Source organism: Burkholderia sp. BCC1208 (assembly GCF_902833095.1).
Lineage (GTDB): Bacteria > Pseudomonadota > Gammaproteobacteria > Burkholderiales > Burkholderiaceae > Burkholderia.
Genome location: NZ_CADFDY010000002.1, coordinates 101,133 through 119,139, shown reverse-complemented (window position 1 = coordinate 119,139; position 18,007 = coordinate 101,133). Strand labels below are relative to the sequence as shown.

At 68.1% G+C, this 18,007-nt stretch carries 15 protein-coding genes; 8 read left to right on the top strand and 7 right to left on the bottom strand.

The features are described 5' to 3' along the window. The first annotated feature begins 71 nt into the window (after positions 1 to 71). Positions 72 to 851, top strand: coding sequence for a helix-turn-helix transcriptional regulator (locus HWX09_RS05340; RefSeq protein WP_027782836.1), 780 nt, complete (start codon positions 72 to 74; stop codon positions 849 to 851). A 459-nt stretch (positions 852 to 1,310) separates the two neighbouring features. On the opposite strand, the gene pcaG is transcribed toward HWX09_RS05340, so the two are convergent. The 3 genes from pcaG to HWX09_RS05325 form a co-directional block, all read right to left on the bottom strand. Beyond that, positions 1,311 to 1,904 carry a protocatechuate 3,4-dioxygenase subunit alpha gene (gene pcaG / locus HWX09_RS05335; protein ID WP_027782837.1) on the bottom strand — a complete coding sequence of 198 codons (594 nt, stop codon included), beginning with the start codon at positions 1,902 to 1,904 and terminating at the stop codon, positions 1,311 to 1,313. 3 nt (positions 1,905 to 1,907) lie between these two features. Further along, positions 1,908 to 2,615 (bottom strand): protocatechuate 3,4-dioxygenase subunit beta, encoded by a 708-nt coding sequence (gene pcaH, locus HWX09_RS05330; RefSeq protein ID WP_006489685.1) that lies wholly within the window; start codon positions 2,613 to 2,615, stop codon positions 1,908 to 1,910. Between the two features lie 277 nt (positions 2,616 to 2,892). Next, positions 2,893 to 3,459, bottom strand: a complete 567-nt coding sequence (locus tag HWX09_RS05325) for a YiiX/YebB-like N1pC/P60 family cysteine hydrolase (RefSeq protein WP_027782838.1) — start codon at positions 3,457 to 3,459, stop codon at positions 2,893 to 2,895. Between the two features lie 120 nt (positions 3,460 to 3,579). Between HWX09_RS05325 and HWX09_RS05320 the strand changes: the two genes are divergently transcribed. From HWX09_RS05320 to HWX09_RS05305, 4 genes are all read left to right on the top strand, one after another. Then, positions 3,580 to 4,317, top strand: a complete 738-nt coding sequence (locus tag HWX09_RS05320; RefSeq protein WP_027782839.1) for a helix-turn-helix transcriptional regulator — start codon at positions 3,580 to 3,582, stop codon at positions 4,315 to 4,317. 77 nt (positions 4,318 to 4,394) lie between these two features. Next, entirely contained in the window at positions 4,395 to 5,381 is a 987-nt protein-coding gene (gene pcaQ / locus HWX09_RS05315; protein WP_027782840.1) for a pca operon transcription factor PcaQ, read from the top strand. Between the two features lie 134 nt (positions 5,382 to 5,515). Continuing rightward, complete coding sequence (locus HWX09_RS05310; RefSeq protein WP_027782841.1) at positions 5,516 to 5,875, top strand: type II toxin-antitoxin system RelE/ParE family toxin; 360 nt, start codon at positions 5,516 to 5,518, stop codon at positions 5,873 to 5,875. A 74-nt stretch (positions 5,876 to 5,949) separates the two neighbouring features. Further along, the gene (locus tag HWX09_RS05305; RefSeq protein ID WP_012338300.1) at positions 5,950 to 6,246 is read left to right on the top strand and encodes an XRE family transcriptional regulator; all 297 of its coding nucleotides are present in this window, start codon (positions 5,950 to 5,952) and stop codon (positions 6,244 to 6,246) included. 96 nt (positions 6,247 to 6,342) lie between these two features. Here HWX09_RS05305 and HWX09_RS05300 read toward each other — a convergent pair whose 3' ends face one another. The 3 genes from HWX09_RS05300 to HWX09_RS05290 form a co-directional block, all read right to left on the bottom strand. After that, positions 6,343 to 7,617: an amino acid permease gene (locus tag HWX09_RS05300; protein WP_027782842.1), complete on the bottom strand. Its 1,275-nt coding sequence runs from the start codon at positions 7,615 to 7,617 to the stop codon at positions 6,343 to 6,345. Between the two features lie 140 nt (positions 7,618 to 7,757). Beyond that, entirely contained in the window at positions 7,758 to 12,221 is a 4,464-nt protein-coding gene (locus HWX09_RS05295) for a DEAD/DEAH box helicase (protein ID WP_027782843.1), read from the bottom strand. A 201-nt stretch (positions 12,222 to 12,422) separates the two neighbouring features. Beyond that, complete coding sequence (locus HWX09_RS05290; protein ID WP_027782844.1) at positions 12,423 to 12,947, bottom strand: metal-dependent hydrolase; 525 nt, start codon at positions 12,945 to 12,947, stop codon at positions 12,423 to 12,425. A 395-nt stretch (positions 12,948 to 13,342) separates the two neighbouring features. Here HWX09_RS05290 and ggt point away from each other — a divergent pair, with 395 nt between their 5' ends. Continuing rightward, entirely contained in the window at positions 13,343 to 15,064 is a 1,722-nt protein-coding gene (gene ggt, locus HWX09_RS05285; protein ID WP_027782845.1) for a gamma-glutamyltransferase, read from the top strand. 113 nt (positions 15,065 to 15,177) lie between these two features. On the opposite strand, the gene HWX09_RS05280 is transcribed toward ggt, so the two are convergent. Further along, positions 15,178 to 16,101: an alpha/beta fold hydrolase gene (locus HWX09_RS05280; RefSeq protein ID WP_027782846.1), complete on the bottom strand. Its 924-nt coding sequence runs from the start codon at positions 16,099 to 16,101 to the stop codon at positions 15,178 to 15,180. 348 nt (positions 16,102 to 16,449) lie between these two features. Here HWX09_RS05280 and HWX09_RS05275 point away from each other — a divergent pair, with 348 nt between their 5' ends. Both HWX09_RS05275 and ppk2 read left to right on the top strand, forming a co-directional pair. Next, positions 16,450 to 16,899, top strand: a complete 450-nt coding sequence (locus HWX09_RS05275; RefSeq protein ID WP_006479218.1) for a helix-turn-helix domain-containing protein — start codon at positions 16,450 to 16,452, stop codon at positions 16,897 to 16,899. Between the two features lie 148 nt (positions 16,900 to 17,047). Continuing rightward, on the top strand, positions 17,048 to 17,998 hold the full coding sequence (gene ppk2, locus HWX09_RS05270) for a polyphosphate kinase 2 (protein ID WP_027782847.1): 951 nt from the start codon (positions 17,048 to 17,050) through the stop codon (positions 17,996 to 17,998). Positions 17,999 to 18,007: the final 9 nt, after the last annotated feature.

Here is an 18,007-nt window from a genome sequence, read left to right as displayed (position 1 = left end):
GTGGCCGGCCCGCCGATCGCGGCGGGGCGGGCCGCCTTCGATAGCGGGTCATTGATGATGGAATTCGGGCCTTGAGAAATACGCTGCTGGATCCCTACGAACACATTCCCCGGAGCGTGGTCGTGCTCGCCAACGACTTCGCGGCGGGCACGACGTTTCCGGATCACGCGCACGTGCGCGGGCAATTCGCCTTCGCGTCGCGCGGCACGATCAGCGTGTCCACGCCGCACGGCCGCTGGCTGGTGCCGCCGCAGCGCGCGTGCTGGGTGCCGGCCGGCGTGCGGCACGAACTGACGACGACCGGGCCGGTCACGATGCTCAACGCGTTCGTGTCCATCGACGCCGCGCAGGCGGCCGGGCTGCCGACCCAGTGCGGCGTGTATGGCGTGTCGCCGCTGCTGCGGCAGCTGCTCGACGATGCGGTCGACCTGCCGGCCATGTACGACGTCGACGGCCGCGCGGGCAAGCTGATGGATCTGCTGGTCGCGGAAATCGCGACGATGCCGCGCCTGTCGCTGCATGCGCCGCTGCCGGCCGATGCACGGCTGGCGAAAGTGTGCCGGCACCTGTTCGCGGCCCCGTCGATCGACGCCGATCTCGACCGGGTCGCGGCCGACGCGGGCGTGAGCCGGCGCACGTTCACGCGACAGTTTCGCGCGCAGACGGGCGTGAGTTTCGCCGCATGGCGCCAGCAGGTGTGCATGCTCGCCGCGATTTCCCGCCTGACCGACGGGCAGCCGGTGACGCGCGTGGCGCTCGATCTCGGCTACGCGAGCGCGAGTGCGTTCACGTCGGCGTTTCGCCGCATTCTGGGCGACACGCCGAGCCGGTATCTGGAAATGCGCCGCTAGGCGCCAAGGCCCGGCGCAGGCCGCGCCCGTACGCGAGCCGTCGCGCAAAAAAATACGCGCCCGCCACCTTCGGCCGGACGCGTTTAAAGGCACTCCGTCTGAAAAATGCGCGGGCCGCCTGTCGGGCAACGTCGCGCATGATTCATGTCATTGTTGCCTCGTCCGATTCAATCCTGTCGGCTCATTGTGGATAACGAAGCATACGCCGCATAACGCGCAAACGATATCGTGTCGGCCCCCCGATTGATGTGCTTTCGCAGCACGCGTTTCGATGACGCGTTCGATATCGGGGCGGGAAGCCGATGCGGACGAGCATCCGCAGCCTCGTTGATCACGATGCGGCGCACCATCGAATGATGGCGACGGTGCCTCAAAAACGACGTGTGGCGCGATGCCCGTCGGTATCGCGCCACACGGCGGTGCGGTTGCACCCGGCGCCGGCCAGCGCCGGCGCATGCGTCAAACGTCGAAGAACACGGTTTCTTCCGGCCCCTGCATGCGGATGTCGAAGCGGTACACGACCGGGCGGCCCGGCTGCGCGTCGCGTTTCGCGACGAGCGTCGCGCGGCGCTCGGCCGGCACGGCGTTCAGCACGGGGTCGACCGCGTTCGCGGCGGCTTCGTCGTCGAAGTACACGCGGGTGAATGCGTGGGTGAGGATGCCGCGCATCATCACGGTCACGTTGATGTGCGGGGCCTCGTCGGCGGCGAGGCGGCCCGGCTTCACCGTCTCGACGACGAAGCGCTGCTGCGGGTCGGTGCCCGTGCCGACCCGCGCGAAGCCCGTGAAGCCGGATTTCGCGATGTCGTCGCGCGACGCGGGGTAGCGGCCCGCGCCGTCCACTTGCGTGAATTCGAGTACCGCGTCGCCAACGACGTTGCCGTCGCCGTCGAATACCTGCCCGACCAGCAGCACATGCTCGCCTTCGGCGTGCGCCGCGGCGATCGTCGGCGTGAACAGGCTTTTCAGGTCGTAATCGTATTGCTGCGGGCACAGGCCGTACGCGAAGTACGGGCCGACCGTCTGCGAAGGGGTTTGCTTCAGCGTCGTCATGGTTCAGCGCTCCATCGGGGTGGCGTCGCGGCCGCGCAGCACGATGTCGAATTCGTAGCCGAGCGCATAGCCTTCTTCGGTGATGTCCATCGAGAAGCGCGAGATCAGGCGATCGCGCGCGGCTTCCGGCGTGCCCTGGAAGATCGGGTCGTACGCGAGCAGCGGATCGCCGGGGAAGTACATCTGCGTGACGAGACGGGAGCCGAAGTAATCGCCGAACAGCGAGAAGTGGATGTGATTCGGGCGCCACGCGTTCGGGTGGTTGCCCCACGGATACGCGCCGGGCTTGATCGTCAGGAAGCGGTAGCGGCCTTCGTCGTCCGTCAGGCAGCGGCCGGCGCCAAGGAAGTTCGGGTCGAGCGGCGCGTCGTGCTGGTCGACCTTGTGCACGTAGCGGCCGGCCGCGTTGGCCTGCCACACCTCGACGAGCGTGTTGCGCACGGGCTTGCCGCCTTCGTCGAGCACGCGGCCGGTGACGACCATTCGCTCGCCCAGCGGCTCGCCGTTCTTCACGGCGTTCTTCGTCAGATCGTGATCGAGCGCGCCGAGATCTTCCGCGCCGTAGACGGGCGCGTACTGGTCGCGCAGCTTCTCCTTCAGCGGGATCAGCGGGCGGGTCGGGCCGCGCTTCACCGACGAACGGTACTCGGGGTGGACATAGGCCGGATGCGACGGCCAGTCGCGCGGCGTGAGGATCGTGGGGGAATCCATCGGGCGTCTCCTGATAGGTATTTCGCGAAGGGGATGGTCACGACTTTAACCAATCCGGAAAGTTATGCAAAATGACCTTTTTTCGCGAATCGCATAACTGTTCGTTATGTTCGCCCCGATAATGAAAATTCCGCCGGACAGGCAGCCTGTCCGGCGGAAAAAGCGATCGGGCTTCGCGTCGTCGGTGACGACCCCGTGCACGGCCCTCCAGCCAGCCCGTCGCTGTTTTTTGTCTTTCGTTCTCGTTGTTATCCGGTCTCCCGGAGCGTGCCCGTCGTCATGGGTGGCGGGGATCGAACACGATCCCGTCGAATTCGAGCGCCAGCGTGCCGCCGCGCAGCAGGGCCGACGGTGTCGTCGCGTGGCCGGCGCCGAGCACCTCGGTCACGTACTGCGCGCAGAAGCCGCGCCGCGCGCGCAGGTTGAAGCGACTGCCGAGCAGCGCATCGATTCGCCGTTCGGCCAGCGCATGGACGTGGCGCTGCGCATCGGCCGACGCCGCCGCGACGCGGCGCGCCAGTGCGATGCGTCCGCCGTCGGTACGGGCGACGAAGCGCGACAGCAGCGTGAGCCTCGTCCATGCGAACACGGCGGATTCGGCGATCACCGGTTCGTCGCCCGACGTATCGACGACGATGCCGAAACGGTTGGCCCACGTGCCGGGCGCGCCCGTCGAGACATCCGGTGCGCCGGCCGGCACGCGGATGAACACGAGATCGCCGACATGTGCGCAAGCGGCGAGCGAGCGCACGGTGGCGAGCGGCATCGTGCGATCGGTGTCGCGGGCATCGCGCGGTGCGGCGTGGTGCGGTTCGCAGGCGGCTGTGTCGATTCGGGCGGTCATTTCGGCTCCGTCGTTGCATGACAGGACGGAGCGGATTATGCAGACAAGTATCCAAAAGTGCTGATGTGGATGCATGAGTAGCCTAATATCCGACCGTGAGCATCATTTTTCGATACCAACATGACCGAAACCGCCCAACTCATCGAAACGCTGAAGCGCCAGCTGAAGGCGCAGGGGATGACTTATCGGGACGTCGCGCGGGCGCTCGACGTCTCCGAGACGAGCGTGAAGCGGCTGTTCGCGAGCGGCCGCTTCACGCTGGAGCGCGTCGCGGAGATCGCGCAACTGCTCGGCTATACGCTCGCCGAGCTCGTGCAGGAAGCATCGGCGTCCGCGCCGCGCCTGCGCGTGCTGACCGAGCCGCAGGAGGCGTTGCTCGTGTCGGACGAGAAGCTGCTGCTGGTCGCCGTCTGCGCGATCAACTACTGGACCGTGCAGGACATCGTGTCGGCCTATCGCCTCACGCAGGCCGAATGCGTGAAATATCTGCTGATGCTCGACCGGATGAACGTGATCGCGCTGCTGCCCGGCGACCGGATTCGCGTACGCGTGGCGCGCGATTTCGACTGGCTGCCGGGTGGCCCGATTCGCCGCTACTTCCATGCGCACGTGCTCGACGATTTTCTCGGCAGCCGCTTCGACGGCCCGGGCGAAACGATGACGTTCCTGCAGGGGATGCTGACGGATGCGGCCGCCGCGGAGCTCGAACAGGAACTGCGGCGGCTGAGCAGCAAGGCCGCGGCGCTGCATGCGGAGTCGTCGTCCGCGCCGCTCGGGCAGAAGCACGGCACGGCCCTGCTGATCGCGAAACGGATCTGGGAGCCGACGGGATTCCACGCGCTGCGGCGCCATGGATGACGCCGTCCCGAACGCTTGGGGCTTTCCGGAAAGTTATGCAAAATGGCGATCCATCGTCATTCGCATAACCACCCGTTATGAATAACCGTATCGCTGACGGCCGTGTCAAATTCCGGCACCTGCAGTGCTTTCTCGCGGTCGCGCAGCTGGGCGGCGTGCAGAAGGCGGCCGAAAGCCTGTCGATCACGCAACCGGCCGTGTCGAAGACGATCGCCGAGCTGGAGGCGATCCTCGGCGTGAAGCTGTTCGAGCGCGGCCGGCACGGCGCGCAGCCCACCCGCGAAGCGCAACTGTTCATGCCGCACGCGAATGCGTGCGTGCTGGCGCTGCGGCAGGGCGTCGGGCTGCTGGCGCGCGAGGGCGGGGCCGCCGCCGCGACGCTGGAAATCGGCATGCTCCCGACCGTCGCGGCCTCGCTCGCGCCGGCCGTGATGAAGGCGCTGAGCGCACGCTGGCCGCGCATCGTCGTGCGGATCGCGACGGCCGCGAACGCCGAGTTGCTCGAGCGTCTGAAAGCCGGGGCGATCGAATGCGCGATCGGCCGGCTGTCGGAGCCGGAACGGATGATCGGGCTCGCGTTCGAGCAGTTGTACAACGAGCCGCTCGTCGCGGTCGTGCGCGCCGGGCATCCGCTGCTCGCGAGCGCGGCGCCGGCCGCCGAGCTGGCGCGCTATCCGGTCGTGCTGCCGCCGTTCGGCACGTTGATTCGCCAGTCGGCCGAGCAGTTGCTCGGCGCATGCGGCGCGCCGCCGCTCGATTCGTTCATCGAGGTGCTGTCGGTATCGGTCGCGCGCGCGCTCGCACTCGAGAACGACGCGGTCTGGTTCGTGCCGCTCTACGCAGCCGAATACGATCTGTCGGCCGGTGCGCTGGCGCGCCTGCCGCTGCCGTCGGCGGGCACCGACGAGCCGGTCGGCCTCGTGCTGCGTACCGATGCGCAGCCGTCGCCGGTCGCGCGGACGCTGATCGACGCGGTGCGCGACATCGCGCGATCGCGGTTCGGCGATGCGCGCCCGCACCGGGCGCCCCGCGCGGCACGCAAGCCCGCTCGCGGCAAGCATTGATCCACCGGGCCACCGGCCCGGCAATGCGCCGGGCTCGATCTCCTTCCTTGCCGCAGGATTGGCCATCCGGTCAGTAGCCGCCGTCGGGGTGCTTGGCATATCGTACCGTTTTTGATACGATGGACGACAAGACGATGGCGAGACAGCAGATTCAGGTCACGCTCGGCGTGCGGTTCTTCCGCACGGCCCGCGGCCACGAGCCGGTGCGCGAATGGCTCAACGCGCTCGGGCAAGTGGAGCGAAGGGCGATCGGCGAAGAGATCAAGACCGTTCAACTCGGCTGGCCGCTCGGCATGCCGCTGGTCCGGAAGATGGCGAGGGATCTGTGGGACATCCGCGTGATGGTGCCGGGGCGAAGCGCGCGCGTGCTGTTCACGGTCGTCGGCGACACGATGGTGCTGCTGCACGGCTTCTTCAAACAGTCGCGGGCCACGCCGTCGGACGATCTCGACGTCACCGTCGCACGCCTGAAAGCGCTGACGCACGCCATCTGAATTCCCCGGTTGCGCCGGAATGCACCGTCTCCGACGGTCGGGCAGCCGGCAACGCCATGCACCTGGAGTACGACATGACGACCACGAACAATCCGCATATCGGCAGCGATTTCGACGCCTTCCTCGAAGCGGACGGCAATCTCGAAGCGGCCACCGCCACCGCGATCAAGCGCGTGATCGCGTGGCAGATCGGGCAGGAAATGAAGGCGCAGCACATCACGAAAACGGCGATGGCCGCGCGGATGAAAACCAGCCGCGCCGCACTCAACCGTCTGCTCGACGAAACCGACACGAGCCTCACGCTGGCGACGCTCGCGAGCGCGGCCGCCGCGCTCGGCAAACGGCTCAGCTTCGAGCTGGTGCCGGCCTGACCGACGCGAACGAACGGCGCACGGCCCGACCGACGTGATTGTTCGCGCGATGGGCGCGGCGAGCAGGCGGGCGTTGGGCAGCCGGCGCATGCCCGGTCATTGACGCGGGCCGGTCACCTGCAGATAAACCAGTGCGCCGCCCGCGAGCAGCAGCGGGCACAGGAAATACCATCCGGTCGTCACGAACAGCCCGGCGACCGCAATCAGCGAAATCCACGCGCAGCGATACGCGATGCCGCCACGCGGCAGCAGCTTCAGCGCAGCCGCCGCGCCGAGCCCGTACACCATCACGAAACATCCGGACGTCACGAGCACGAGCGGCTTCGGTCCGACTTCCGACAGCGCCGTGGCGGCCAACGCGATGGCCGCGAGCACCGCGATCACGCCGAGGCTGCGGCGCGGCACGCCGCCGACCTGGCTGCCCTGCGCGAGCCAGGCGGGCAGTGCGCCGTCGCGCCCCAGCGCCGCGCCGAGTTTTGCCGCGCCGGCGAAATACGCGTTCATCGTGCCGAGCGTGAGCAGCAGCGCGGCGGCGGCGGCCAGCACCTGCGCATGGCCGCCGATGCCGCCTGCGATCAGTTCGGCGAGCGGCGCGCCCGACGCACCCGCGGAAGGCCCAAGCACCATCACGCTCGCGGCGGCGACCGACAGATACAGGAACCCGACGACCACGACCGCGATGCCGGCCGAGCGCGGCATGTCGTGCGCGGGCCGGCGGAACTCGGCCGCGAGATGCGTGATCGCTTCCCAGCCGGCGAAACTCCACACGAGCAGCGCGGCGGCCTCGCCGACCGCGAGCCAGCCGTGCGGGGCGAACGGATGCAGGTTCGCGGTGCGGGCATGCGGCGCGGACGCAAGCACCGCGGCAAGCAGCAGCGCGACGAGCAGCGCCGACAACACCAGTTGCATGCGGCCCGACACGGTGACTCCGAACGCGTTCGCGGCCGACACGGTCGCGATCAGCGCGGCGGCCGTGACGATGACCGTCGTGTGTCCGCCGCCCGTGACGGCCGCGACGTATGCGCCGCCGAACATCGCGGCGGCCGGCGCGCCGGCCGGCACCGCGAAATAGAAGCACCAGCCGACGATGGCCGCGGCCTTCGGGCCGAATGCGCGCCGCGCGTAGGTGGACACGCCGCCCGCATCGGGATAGCGGGCGCCGAGTGCGGCGAAGGTGGCCGCGAGCGGCCCGGACAGCACGACGAGCGCGGCCCATGCGAGTAGCGAGGCCGGCCCGGCGACTTCGGCGGCGAGCGCGGGCAGCGCGATTACGCCGGTGCCGAGCACCGCGCCGATATAGAGCGCGGCGCCCTGGAAAATGGTCAGCGAACCCGCGTGATCGGCAGCGGGCGAATCGGCATGCGAAGGCATGAGCGGCAGTCTCCGGAAGTCTTGTTTTGTGTAGACGAGGCGCGTGAGCCCGCGCGGTCGATCATTCGATGCTACCCGAACGATGGCGTCCGCGCGGCCCGGCGATCAGTAGTCGTGTGCCGTGTGCGTGTCAGCCGATGTCAGCAGGAACGTGCGAGCCGCAGGCGCGCGTCCTCGCGCGCGGCAGGCGACAGTTCGGGCGCGTAATGGAACGACCCCGCCACGAGCGATGCGACCGGCACGCCGTCGCGGAACAGCACGCGATTGCCGGCCAGCGCCGGCACCTTGTCGCCGGGCAGCAGCGTGCCGGCGAGATTCAGCGGGTCGGCGCCCGTCACGCATACGTACTGCCCATCGCCCGGTTGCCGCCGCAGTTCGCGCAGGATCGGGATGGCCTCGGGCAGCGCGAACTGCTCGCCCGCGAGCCCGGCGACGAAGCGACCGCCGCGAATCTCGCCGCGTGCTTCGAGGCGCTGCAGCACGCGCACGAGTTCGCGCCAGCTCGGCAGCCAGTCGGCTTCGCGTTCGAGCAGCCGCCAGAACACGACGCCGTAGCGGCGCAGCAGCGTCCACGCGATGTGTTCGAGCGCGTCGGGATCGGTCGTGGCGGGGCCGCGTTTCGGTGCGGGCGTGTCGTCGTCCGGCGCTGCCTGACGCTGCACGAGCGCCCAGCGGCCGGCGTCGTCCATCCCGCCGATCAGCGCACCGCCGCGTCGCGTACGTGGTGCATAGGTCGCGCTGCGCTTGACGGCCGGCTTGAGCAGCGCGCGCAGGCCCGCGTAACTGTCCGCATTCACGAGGCCGGCCGACACGAGTTCGCCGAGCGCCTGTTCGAGCTCGACGGGCAGCATGTGCAGGTCGTCGAGCAATGCGTCGAAGAACATCGCGCCGTGGGCGGCGAGCGCGTCGCGCACCTGTGCGGCGCGTGCGGACAGCGCCGGCTGCGCATCGGGATCGCGTAGCGCCTGCCACGCGGAAAGATGGCGGCGCGGCAACAGCACGATCGGCGTCGTCTTCACGGGCGTGCCGGCCGCGCGCGCCGGCACGCCGATACGGGTCCACACCAGCTTGCCCGAGCGGCACAGCTCGTCGAGGCCGCCCGCCGTGTAGTCGGTGAGCCGCGCGGGCAGCAGCGCGTCTTCCCAGGCGCTCGCCGCGGCCTCGTAGCCTTCGAGCTGTTCGACCACGGCGGCCAGCGCGTCGCGGCCGGTGCCGCGCGTGTCGGGCGTCAGATGCTGCCAGTGGAACAGGAAGCGCATGAAATCGGCGCGCTCGACCGGCTCGATCTCGCGCCGCAGCCGCTTCACCGTATAGCGATGAATGCGCGCGAGCAGGTGACGTTCGCACCATTCGTCGGTCGTTGCGCCCGGCGTGAAGCGGCCGCGCATCACGTAGCCTTCGCGCTCCAGCGCCGCGAGCGCCGTCGCGATCGACGCGGGCGGCAGGCCGAGCGGCGCGGCGATCGCATCGAGCGTCAGCGGCCCGAAGCCGGTGAGCCGGGCGCGGATCACGTCGACGAGCGCCGCATCGGCTTCCCACGGCTGCGCGCATGCGGCCGGCACCTTGAGCGCCGGTGTCACGCGGGCGTCGGGATGCAACGCGCGCAGGCACACGAGCCGCTCGACCGGCACCCACAGCGCGGCGCCGCCCGGCGTCGCGAGTTTCGTCGCGCGGCGGCGTTCCGCGAGTTCCGCGAGTCGCTCGGGCCAGCCGGCGTGGGCGTGCGCCTCGCTGTCGGCGACGCAGGCGAGCGTGAGCAGCGCATCGTGCATTTCGTCGGCGTCGCGCACGAGCGGCCACGCTTCGTCGCGCACCGCGGCGATCGCGTCGGCGTCGAGCGCGCCGAGATCGTCGGCCGATTCGGGGTCGCTCCAGCGGCGCGACTGCACGGCCTGCGTGCGGCGCTCCTCGAGCGGCGCATCGTCGAGGAACGCGTAGGGCTTCGCGTTCAGGATCTCGGCCGCGAGCGGCGACGGCGCGGGCAAGTCGCGCGCGACGAGCTCGATCGCGCCGCTTTCGATCCGGCGCAGCAGTGCAAGCCAGCCGTCGGTGTCCATCGCGTCGTGCAGGCAATCGTCGAGCGTCTGGTCGACGAGCGGATGATGCGGAATCTCGCGTTCGCCGACGACGTTCTCGAGGCACGCGACCTGATCGGGGAACACCGTCGCGAGCAGATCGTCGCTCTTCATGCGCTGCAATTGCGGCGCGGTGCGCTTGCCGCCGGTGAAACGCGGCAGCGCGAGCGCGGTGGTCGCGTTCCAGCGCCAGCGCACGCCGAACATCGGCGCGTCGAGCAGCGCCTGGATCAGCACATGCTCGGCGCTGGCCGAACGCAGGTAGCGCCATACTTCGTCGAGCGCGAAGCTGTGCGCGAGCGACAGCGACAGGATGATCGCGTCGTCGGTGGCGGCTGCCTGGAGTTCGAAGTTGAAGTTGCGACAGAAGCGCTTGCGCAGCGCGAGCCCCCATGCACGGTTGATCCGGCTGCCGAACGGCGAATGGATCACGAGCTGCATGCCGCCCGATTCGTCGAAGAAACGCTCCATCACGAGCGTGTCCTGCGTCGGCAATGCGCCGAGCGCCGCGCGGGTGCGCGCGAGGTAGTCGGCGATCTGGCGCGCGGCGTCGGGCGTCAAGTGGATATCGTCGACGAGCCAGTGCAACGCGGGCGCGAGGCGGCTTTCGGCGGGGGCGAGCGCGGTGGCGGTTGCGGCTGTTGCGTCGGCTTCCGTTTCCGCATTGCTCACCGCGTGGTCGCCGGCGCGCTTGCGCCCGGCGGTGTCGGCCTGGCGCTCGCCGTCCGCGAACAGCCCGTCGAGCCGCGCGCGCAGCCGGCCGACCGCCGCCGACAGCTCGTCGCTGCGCCCGAGCCCCTCGCCGAGCCAGAACGGAATGCTCGGCGACTGACCTTGCGCATCCTCGACGCGCACGCGGCCCGTTTCCACGCGAATGATCCGGTACGACTGGTTGCCGAGCTGGAACACGTCGCCGGCCAGGCTCTCGATCGCGAAATCCTCGTTGACGGTGCCGACCTGAATGCCCTGCGGTTCGAGCAGCACCGCGTAGTCGGCCATGTCGGGGATCGTGCCGCCGGAGGTGGTCGCGGTCATCATCGCATTGCGGCGGCCGCGCACGGTGCCGCCGACCACGTCGCGGTGCAGGTACGCGCCGCGTACGCCGCGGCGGCTCGTGAAGCCCTCGGCGAGCATCGTCATCACTTCGTCGAAGCGTTCGCGCGTCAGCCGCGAGTACGGCGCGGCGCGCGTGAAGCTCGCGTACAGCGCGTCTTCCTGCCATTCCGCGCACGCGACTTCGGCGACGATCTGCTGCGCGAGCACGTCGAGCGGCGCTTCGGGAATTCGCAGCGCATCGAGTTCGCCGCGTTGCACGCAGTCGAGCAGCGCCGCGCATTCGACCAGCTCGTCGCGCGACAGCGGAAACAGGCGCCCCTTCGGCACGCCGCCGACATGGTGTCCCGAGCGGCCGACGCGCTGCAGGAACGGCGCGATGCCGCGCGGCGAGCCGACCTGGCAGACGAGATCGACGTCGCCGATGTCGATGCCGAGTTCGAGCGACGCGGTCGCGACGAGCAGTTTCAGTTCGCCGCGTTTCAGGCGCTGCTCGGCGTCGAAGCGGTGCTCCTTCGCCAGACTGCCGTGATGCGCGGCGATCGCGTCCTTGCCGAGCCGGTCGGCGAGATGGCGCGCCATGCGCTCGGCGGTGCGCCGCGTGTTGACGAACACCAGCGTCGTACGATGCGCGGCCGCGAGGCCGGCGATGCGGTCGTATACCTGTTCCCACACGTCGGTCGCCATCACCGGTTCGAGCGGCACGTTCGGCAGTTCGAGCGCGAGATCGCGCTCGCGGGTGTGGCCGGTGTCGACGATCGTGCAGTCGCGCGGCGCGTCGGCCGGGCCGCCGACGAGGAAGCGCGCGACCGCGTCGATCGGCTTTTGCGTGGCCGACAGCCCGATGCGCGGCAGCGCGCGCCCGGTCAGCGCGTCGAGGCGTTCGAGCGACAGCGCGAGATGGCTGCCGCGCTTGGACGAGGCGAGCGCATGGATTTCGTCGACGATGACCGAGCGCACGTTCGACAGCATCTGCCGCCCCGATGTGGACGACAGCAGCACGTACAGCGATTCGGGCGTCGTGACGAGGATGTGCGGCGCGCGCTTGCGCAGCGCGGCGCGCTCGGCCTGCGTCGTGTCGCCGGTGCGCACCGCGGTGCGGATCGCCGGCACCGGCAAGCCGAGTTGCGCGAGCGATTCGGCGATGCCGGCGAGCGGCGCATCGAGGTTCACGTGGATGTCGTTCGACAGCGCCTTCAGCGGCGAGACGTAGACGACCAGCGTCGCGTCGGGCAGCGTACCGTCGTGCGCCAGCGCATCGCGCACCAGATCGTCGAGCGCGCACAGGAATGCGGTGAGCGTCTTGCCGGAACCCGTCGGCGCGGCGACGAGCGTGGAGCGGCCAGCCTTGATGTGCGGCCACGCGAGCGCCTGCGCGCCGGTCGGCGCGGCGAACGTGCGCCGGAACCACGCGGCGACGGCCGGGTGGAACACGTCGATCGCGCGGGTAGCTGGGCGGGTAGCAGTGACGTCCATCGGAGCGTTGAAATGGGGTGCGAGCGTGCGGATGTATCGCACGCGAATCGAATCGTCAGTGTGCCAGACGTCGCGCATGCGTGCCGGGCGTGCGTGCCGGCGATTCGCACTCAGATGGGGGCCTGCCCCGCGCTTTCAATGGACGGAAAGTTGCATGCCCGTCGGCATGCCGATCGCGTGCGGAATTGTGTCGAATTGCAACTAGACGCGATGCAGCCAGCCGAGCCAGTGTTCGATCAGCGGCGCACGCGACCACAGCGACTGCGCGAGCCACAGCGTGCCGCCCCAGGCGGCGGCCACCACGATCAGGTCGCAATGCCCGCTGTTCCACAGGTTGAGCGAGTGGCGCCGCCAGATCCACGGTACGCCGAGCGGATTGGGCCAGTCGGCGAGCAGATGCATCACGCCGCCGCAGGCGAAGCCGAACAGCGGCGCGGCCCAAAGCGGATGCGGATGATGGATGAGCCCGTGCCATCCGAGCGCGAGCAGCGCGAGCCAGCCGATGCCCCAGTGCGTGATGGTGCGATGCGTGATCCACAGGCGGCGCTTGCGGCTCCACCATGCGACTTCGAGCCAGTCGGGCGCGGTGCCGCCCGCGACGCCCGCCGCGAACGCGGCGAGCATGCCCGAATGCCAGGGGCCGGTTGCGCCGGTTTGGGCGACGAGGACGGCGGCGGCGACGCCGGCCGCGAAGCCGGACGCGTGATGCGCATTGTGTGATGCCATAGGGAGCGAGACGAGGAAACGTGAAGCGGCGCATGCACGAAACGATGATGCGGCGCGCAAACGGGGCGCTATCTTCGCAGATCGGCCTGTGCCGCGGGCGGCTCGTTCGCGGATTTTTTTGCTCGCGCTGCGGGGGCTGCCCCACGGTTCGCAACTTTCGGTTTTGTGCGTTGCGCGATGGCGCCCGCCGCGCGAGGTCAAGCGATCCTCGTGCGCGTCGCGGCGCCGCAACGTGACCGCGCGTACACGATCGGCACGCTTTCGCCTCCGCCGCGTGTTCGACCCTTTTTGTCCCCCTATACTACGAAGCCGGCATATGGCCGCCGGCGCGCCAGCGGCCATCCACGGATCAGGTGCTCGTCGTGCCTGAACGAGATCCACATGGGGGACATGCAATGACTACGCTGAATCGCTTCAAATCATCCGCCGCCGTGCTCGCGACGGTGGCCGGCATCGGCTTCCTGCCGAACGCGCCCGCCTACGCGAAAGGGCCGCAGCCCGCGGTCCTGACGAGCTCCGCGGTGGCGGTGGCCGACAAGTACAGCGCGGATGCGGCGGAGCGGATCTTCAAGGAAGGCGGCAACGCAATCGACGCGGCCGTCGCGATCGCGTTCACGCTCGCCGTCACGTACCCGGAAGCCGGCAACATCGGCGGCGGCGGCTTCATGACGATCTACAAGGACGGCAAGCCGTACTTCATCGATTATCGCGAGCGCGCGCCGCTCGCCGCGACGAAGGACATGTACCTCGACAAGGACGGCAACGTCGTCAAGGGCATGAGCCTGTACGGCCCGCGGGCGGTCGGCGTGCCGGGCACGGTGGCGGGCATGTGGGAAGCGCAGAAGCGCTTCGGCAAGCTGAAGTGGAAGCAGGTGCTCGCGCCGGCGATCCACTATGCGCGCGACGGCTTCGTCGTCGATGAGCAGCTGGCGCAACGCGGCGTCGACGCATCGAAGGAGTTCGGCGGCAAGACCAACTTCGACAAGTACTTCTCCGGGCTGAAGGCCGGCGTGAACTTCAAGCAACCCGATCTCGCCGACGTGCTGACGCGCATCGCGGATGGTGGCGCGGAAGGCTTCTACAAGGGCAAGACGGCCGAGCTGATCGCCGCGTCGATGAAGACCGGCGACGGCAACGGGCTGATCACGACCGAGGATCTCGCGCAATACCGTGCGGTGTGGCGCCAGCCGGTGCAGGCGAAGTGGAACGGCTATGACGTGATCACCGCGCCGCCCCCGAGTTCGGGCGGCATCGGTCTCGTGCAACTGCTGAAGATGAAGGCCGACCTGAAGCAGGATTTCGAGGGCGTGAAGCTCAACTCGCCGCAGTACGTCCACCTCGTCGCGGAAATCGAGAAGCGCGTGTTCGCCGATCGGGCGCAATATCTCGGCGATCCCGACTTCTACAAGGTGCCCATCGCGCAACTGACCGACGATGCCTACATCGCGAAGCGCGCGGCCGAGGTCAACCCGAAGGAGCCGTCGGATACGAAGAGCGTGCAGCCGGGCCTCGGCACGACGATGCCGGAGAAGGCCGAAACGACGCACTTCTCGGTGGTCGACAAGTGGGGCAACGCGGTGTCGAACACGTACACGATCAACGGCTATTTTGGCTCGGGCGTGATCGCCGACGGCACGGGCATCGTGCTGAACGACGAGATGGACGACTTCTCCGCGAAGCCGGGCGTCGCGAACATGTTCGGCGTGGTCGGCAGCGACGCGAACGCGATCGAACCGAAGAAGCGCCCGCTGTCGTCGATGTCGCCGACGATCATGACCAAGGACGGCAAGGTGTCGCTCGTGATCGGCACGCCGGGCGGCTCGCGCATCTTCACGTCGATCTTCCAGGTGATCAACAACATCTACGACTTCAAGATGCCGTTGAAGGAGGCCGTTGGCGCGATGCGTTTCCATCACCAGCTGCTGCCGCCGAATACGATCTTCTGGGAGCCGTACCACCCGATCGAAGGCGAACTCGCAAAGCAGATCGAGGCGCGCGGCTATACGCTGAAGGGTCAGGATTTCAGCGGCGACATCCAGGTCATCAAGATCGACGGCAAGACGCCGGAAGCGATGGCCGATCCGCGCGGGCGGGGCGTGACGCGGGTCATTCGTTGACGTTGACGTTGACGTTGACGTTGACGTTGACGTGAAACGATGCGTGCGCGTCGGCGACAGCGGCCGCGCGCGCCGTTCGGCAGCCGGTGGTTCGATCCGGCTGCCGAATTTTTTTAGCCGGTCGTTCGGAGGAATTCCGCGATCCGCGCGGCAATGGCATCGGGCGCATCCTCGAAGCAGTAGTGCCCGACGCCTGCCAGCCGCTCGATCGGCGCGGACGGAAACAGTGCGGTAAAGAGCGGCAGGAAGTGTTCGGCGCCGAGCGTTCGGTCGGCGTCTCCCCAGATCGCGAGCGCGGGTTTGTCGCGTATCGCGCGCAGTGCCGCCGCGTCGGGTTCCTCGAACCGATGCGCGCCGGCCGCGTACCCCCGCGCCCATCCGATCGCGCCGAGACAGTCGGCCGGTTGCGCGAACGGCGCGCCGTATGCGGCGATCCACGTATCGGTGATGATCGCGTGGTTCTCGAAGCCGTTCAGTTTCAGCGTGCTCAGGATGTTGAAGCCGAGCTGTCCGAGCACCGTTTCGAGCGTGTCGTCGGCCGCCGCGCGCATGATCCACCGGAACCAAGGTGCATCGCGGCCGTTTGCACTCGCGCGCTCGCCGAGATCGGGTTGACCGAACGGCGTCGGGCCGTTGGCCGACACGATGCGCCGGATCCGGTCCGGATGCCGCGCGGCGAGCCCCATGCCGACCGGGCCGCCGAAGTCGTGCATCACGAGCGTGATGCGATCGAGGTCGCGCGCAAGCACGAAACGCTCGAGATTGTCGATGTGATCCTGCAGCCAGTAGCTGCGGTCCTGCGGCGTCGCGCTTTTGCCGAAGCCCATGTGGTCGGGCACGACGACGCGGTACGTTGGGCTCAACGCGGTCACCAGATGACGAAACAGATAACCCCATGTGGGCTCGCCATGCAGGCACAGGACGATTTCGCCGTCGCGCGGGCCTTCGTCCGCGTAGTGCATCCGGAAGCCGGACGTGTCGTCGAAATGCGGGGCGAATGGAAAGGTGCCGTCGAACGTGGCATCGGACCGGATCATCGAACGCTCCTTCGGTAGTCGGACGAGTGGTTTCAAGTTGAAACTGAATCGAAGCGTAGGCTATATGGTTTCAAGTTGCAACCAAATAATCGAGAGGGCAGTAATCAGGTGCGGAGCCGGTCGAGTGGAACCACGCGATGGAAAGCTGCGATGCTTGACTCCTTACGTGGAACGGTATGAATAGTTGTGCCAAACCGGGTAGAGCGATCGTTCCGTTCGTCGATCCCAAGCAGTCGGGCCCCTCGAATTGATCTTTTCATGATATGGTTTTATATTGAAACCGTTCAATTCAACGAAACCGACCGCCGTTCAGCCCATATCCCGGCCACGGCATCGCCGCATGCACCGATGAACAGACGAACCACGCACGAAGATTCCCTTTGCGGCGTCGCCCGCCCGCTGGACGCGATCGGCGACTGGTGGTCGCTGCTGATCGTCCGCGATGCATTCGACGGGCTGCGTCGCTTCGGCGAATTCCAGAAAAATCTCGGCCTCGCGAAGAACATCCTCGCCGCGCGTCTGCGCAACCTGGTCGCGCACGGGATCATGGACGTCGTGCCGGCCGCGGACGGCGGCGCGCATCACGAATACGTGCTGACCGAGAAGGGGCGCGGGCTATTTCCGCTGCTCGTCGCGCTGCGACAGTGGGGCGAGGATTTCTTCTTCGAACCGGATGAGGCACACGTGTTGCTCGTCGACCGGAAAACCGGGCTGCCGGTCAGGAAGCTGGAGTTGCGTTCGCAGGACGGGCGCGTGCTCGGGCCGGAAGATACGGTCGTGCTGCCGCCGCCCGACTGACACGCGGCGAACCGGCGGGACCGCGGACGGGCCGGCGGGCTGCCCGCATGCCGCTTCCGACGGGCGCGGCCGCCTATTTTCATGAATTTGACGCGCGACACTGGGATAATGGCCGAGTTTGGCTGCGTCAATGATGGAAGGAGGCCCCATGGGCGACAACGATACCCGCACCGAGACCGACGACCGTACCGATACGAGCTCGATGGAAACACGCCAGCGCCGTTTCGAGGAGGATCTCGTCGACGCATACGACGAAGAGCTCGAGATGGAGCTCGACGACCGCCGCTTCGACGAGGGCGACGACCTGCTGTTCTCGCGCGAGCGTCGCGAGGCGCGCAAGGAATATTTCCGCGAGTTGTTCCGCCTGCAGGGCGAACTCGTGAAGCTGCAGGACTGGGTGGTGAACACCGGGCACCGGCTCGTCGTCATTTTCGAGGGGCGCGACGCGGCCGGCAAGGGCGGGGCGATCAAGCGCATCACGCAGCGCCTGAACCCGCGCGTGTGCCGCGTCGCCGCGCTCCCCGCGCCGAACAACCGCGAGCGCACGCAATGGTACTTTCAGCGCTACGTCGCGCATCTGCCGGCAGGCGGCGAGATCGTGCTGTTCGATCGCAGTTGGTACAACCGCGCGGGCGTCGAACGCGTGATGAATTTCTGTACCGACGACGAGTACGAGGAATTTTTCCGGTCGGTGCCCGAGTTCGAGAAGATGCTCGTGCGCAGCGGGATCCAGATCGTCAAGTACTGGTTCTCGATCACCGATCACGAGCAGGAGATGCGCTTTCAGAGCCGGATCGCGGATCCGCTGAAGCAGTGGAAGCTGAGCCCGATGGACCTCGAAAGCCGCCGTCGCTGGGAGGCTTATACGGCCGCGAAGGAAGAGATGCTGCAGCGCACGCATATTCCCGAGGCGCCGTGGTGGGTCGTGCAGGCCGTCGACAAGAAGCGCGCGCGGCTGAATTGCATTCACCATCTGCTCGGCCAGGTGCCGTATCACGAGGTGCCGCGCCCGAGCATCGATCTGCCGCGGCGCGAGCATCACGAGGATTACATTCGCCGGCCGGTGCCCGACAACATGATCGTGCCGGACGTTTATTGACCGGTTCGC